Genomic DNA, 3,378 nt, shown 5'->3' with positions numbered 1-3,378 from the left:
GCATAAGACTGATTTTACGACTATGACTACGGAGATTGTGGTTAAAGATACGACAAGTCTTGTTAAGGAGGGAGTGAAGAATGGGAAGAATTTTTATGGGTTAGTTCGGAACAATTATGAGGATAAGGATACTACGTCATCGGGTGTTAAAACTATGATGAATATTGCGGGTAGTACGTGGATGAAGGCGAGTAGTGAAGGGTATTCGAAATTGTATGATGGGCCGAAGAAGATTATTGAATTCTTCCGGGGTAAGTGAGATGAGAGTTTGAGCGTGGATATGGCTGATGGTGTAGATGGTGAGGGTATGTCTCAGGTTTTGAATGATACTGCTGATGAGTCTGTGTTTGAGTTTGATGATTCGTATCAGCGTTCGAATTTGTCATATATGATGGATGCTCTTTTACCTGAGACGTTATACTACAGTGATGGTGATGGAAGAGCCCTAACCCTTAGGGGAATTCAGCTCAAGGCGATTAGTTATATCGTGCTGATGGCGACCGTTTTTTATTTGTCTTATTTTTTTGTTGATTTTAATGATGATAATAAGACTGATTTTGAAAAAAGTATTTCGGGAATTATTATTCTTGTTGGTTTATTCACATATGCACTTAATTTGTTCTGGCTAAAGGATCGGAACAGGAGAAGTGCGTTTGTCATTGGTTGCATATGTAATTTTATTTTTCTAGGCATGTGGGGCTATGTATTCGCATTGGTCTCGGTAGAGCATTCTTTTGTTTTTGTTCTTATAACATGTATTTTGGCGATTTCTGTGTTGATTATAGGTTTAGCCCCCTCTTTAGTGAAAGGAACTAGAAATCGTTTCGCGAAAATTGCGGGGATTTTTGTTTTTGTGGTTATTGCTACGATGTTTCTTGCTTGGCTTCTTCCAGACCAACCATTATTAGGCGGGGTGGCTGGTATTATTCTTTCGATTTTCGCTGTTTTTTCGTTCTTTATGGATTTGAAAACGATTAAGTATTTTTCTAATCTTCAAGTAATTAATGCGCAGTATGAGTGGAATATTGCTTTTGTATTAGTTTTCGATGTTGTTTTATGTATTGCGGGTCTCTTAAAGGCTTCGGATAATGATTAAAATATCGTTGTAATATTGAGAATGTTGTTTATGATGGTAATCAGGTGCAGGGTGATAGTGAGTCTATTGCGGTCTTGGGGCTGAGTTTAGTGTTTTGGATTCATGGCGCATTCGGTTGTGAGCGAGGGATACAACATTTATTCTGGCGTTAAGAATATTGTAGAAACGATTTCTGGTAAGAAGTGACTTGCCGTTGTTGATAGGAAATGGTTTAAGCGTGTAATTTGTGGGGCTTAGCTGCGAGGAGTTACGCCCCACCACTGTGATTGTATCGTGTAGGTAACTTATATCCTTAATCCTCTAGTCGTTTTCCTTTGCGGATTTCATAAGTCCCACGATACATGCAACGATATCGAAAATGAGGGCACTTGCGGCTGCCCATTCGTATTGGTAATGGACGCGTCTTATTTCTGATAATTTTTCGATGGATACAATATCAGAGATAAAAGAGAATATCGCGAACGAAGCTAAACCTAATCCTGCGAGTATTCCTAAATAGTCATTTCTTGAATCAAGAAGACTCAAAAAGTAAGAAGCAAGAGTTGAGAAGCATAATATCCCACTTATAGTGAGTGCCCTATGAGATGCACCGCGCATTATGTATTTTGAAAAAATGATACACAATATTGAGACTGTTAAGACTGAAATTGAAATAGGGAAAATGATAGGACTCGTATGAGCAAATAATCCAAAGAGATATGCCCATGAACTAAGATAACAGATATCGCAGATGCGTGCGCATATAAAAGCCCACGGAGTGTATTTCCCATTGAGAGGGGGTAATAGGAAAAAGCATACAAGCATGAGTAGAATTGGCGAGGTTTTAATTATATATTCTAAATCTGTCATTTTTGTGGGATCAGTTTCTGTATACATATAGAAAACATATGTTATTCCAAAAACGCATATCATCATAATCAGATAGATGAAGGCTCGTAATTTAACGCCAGCTGATGAGAAAGCTCGTTCGTTATCTCCACGTGTAAGGAATAGAGGTTCAGGTAGCATTGTGCCCATTACTAGGGATAATGAATCGCGATTAAAAGATATATCGCTGTACTCAAGTGCTTCCCGTCCAAGAGCCCATCGGTTTCGTTTATACCATTGAGGGCTCTTGCCGGCAATATTATAATGGATGTTGCGTCGTGTTCTGTTTTTCTTTAGACTCATAGTTTCAACACCCAATCTGTTATTAGTAAAACAGTCTATCAGTACAATTGTAACGATAGAGAGGGTATTTTATTGAAGAATCATATAAAGAAAAAATAATCGGTTGTGTTTTTCTGATGCCATTTACCAGATAAGTTATTTCGATACTAATAGCGTGCTTATTCTCCCATAAGTAGAAGCGGGATTTCAGTACCTTACTCTTTTATTATGCCGATTAATTATGTTTATTGAATGATGATTTTGACTATTCCTGAGCGGCATGCTCAGTTTGAATTAACAGGTTTTAATATTAGTAAGTTGAGTCGGATGAATGCCGATAATCTTAATTCCTGTTATTCCTACTTTGGGTAAAGACAAAACTAAGCTTATTTATTTGTTGACTAAGGATACTGTTGTTGAGTATGCGAATGAGTTGTGTAAGGGCATTTATGGTATGGTCAATGATTTGGCAGGTGATAGGAGTGCCAGGGAATTGGGTATTAGTACGAGTGTGGAATTAGTTTAATCGACGTCGAATATTGTTTTGGTGAATTCTATGGCAGGCTGGTTGATGGTTCTAAGAAGATTGGTGAACTTGTATCGGGAAAGTGGCGGTAAGAACGCATAAGAATGAGAGCTTGTTGAAGAGTAATTCTTGGACGAAGAATCGTCGCTAGTTTGAGATTGACACTATTGGGGGTAGTTGTCGCATTATCTGTTTTGAGGGTTCTGTATCGTGGGGTACTTTTATGAAGACGAATGCGAAGAATTATGTGAAGGATTTATATCTTCCTGGCATTGTCAAGCATAAGACTGATTTTACGACTATGACTACGGAGATTGTGGTTAAAGATACGACAAGTCTTGTTAAGGAGGGAGTGAAGAATGGGAAGAATTTTTATGGGTTAGTTCGGAACAATTATGAGGATAAGGATACTACGTCATCGGGTGTTAAAACTATGATGAATATTGCGGGTAGTATGTGGATGAAGGCTACTAGTGAGGGGTATTCGAAGTTATATGATGGGCCGAAGAAGATTATTGAATTCTTCCAGGGTAAGTGAGATGAGAGTTTGAGCGTGGATATGGCTGATGGTGTAGATGGTGAGGGTATGTCTCAGGTTTTGAATGAT

General features: G+C 38.3%; 4 protein-coding genes. All 4 read left to right on the top strand.

Going from position 1 to position 3,378, the window contains the following annotated elements:
- The coding region (locus EJ419_RS03335; protein WP_205668815.1) for a hypothetical protein at positions 1 to 259 on the top strand (259 nt) is incomplete at its 5' end.
- Between the two features lie 21 nt (positions 260 to 280).
- Entirely contained in the window at positions 281 to 1,096 is an 816-nt protein-coding gene (locus EJ419_RS03330) for a Bax inhibitor-1/YccA family protein (RefSeq protein ID WP_131283605.1), read from the top strand.
- A gap of 1,480 nt (positions 1,097 to 2,576) precedes the next feature.
- Positions 2,577 to 2,771 carry a hypothetical protein gene (locus EJ419_RS03325; RefSeq protein WP_131283603.1) on the top strand — a complete coding sequence of 65 codons (195 nt, stop codon included), beginning with the start codon at positions 2,577 to 2,579 and terminating at the stop codon, positions 2,769 to 2,771.
- 223 nt (positions 2,772 to 2,994) lie between these two features.
- Positions 2,995 to 3,309, top strand: coding sequence for a hypothetical protein (locus EJ419_RS03320; protein WP_131283601.1), 315 nt, complete (start codon positions 2,995 to 2,997; stop codon positions 3,307 to 3,309).
- The last annotated feature ends 69 nt before the right edge of the window (positions 3,310 to 3,378 follow it).

The sequence above is a fragment of the Alloscardovia theropitheci genome (genome assembly GCF_004332295.1).
In the GTDB taxonomy this organism is placed as follows: domain Bacteria; phylum Actinomycetota; class Actinomycetes; order Actinomycetales; family Bifidobacteriaceae; genus Alloscardovia; species Alloscardovia theropitheci.
The sequence above is the reverse complement of the archived record's forward strand: the minus strand, read 5'-3'. Positions and strand labels throughout refer to the sequence as shown.

Bases quoted from the DNA above. Each gene is read 5' to 3' on its own strand.
- EJ419_RS03325 (WP_131283603.1), top strand. From the start codon at position 2,577: ATGCCGATAATCTTAATTCCTGTTATTCCTACTTTGGGTAAAGACAAA.
- EJ419_RS03320 (WP_131283601.1), top strand. From the start codon at position 2,995: ATGAAGACGAATGCGAAGAATTATGTGAAGGATTTATATCTTCCTGGC.
- EJ419_RS03330 (WP_131283605.1), top strand. From the start codon at position 281: ATGGCTGATGGTGTAGATGGTGAGGGTATGTCTCAGGTTTTGAATGAT.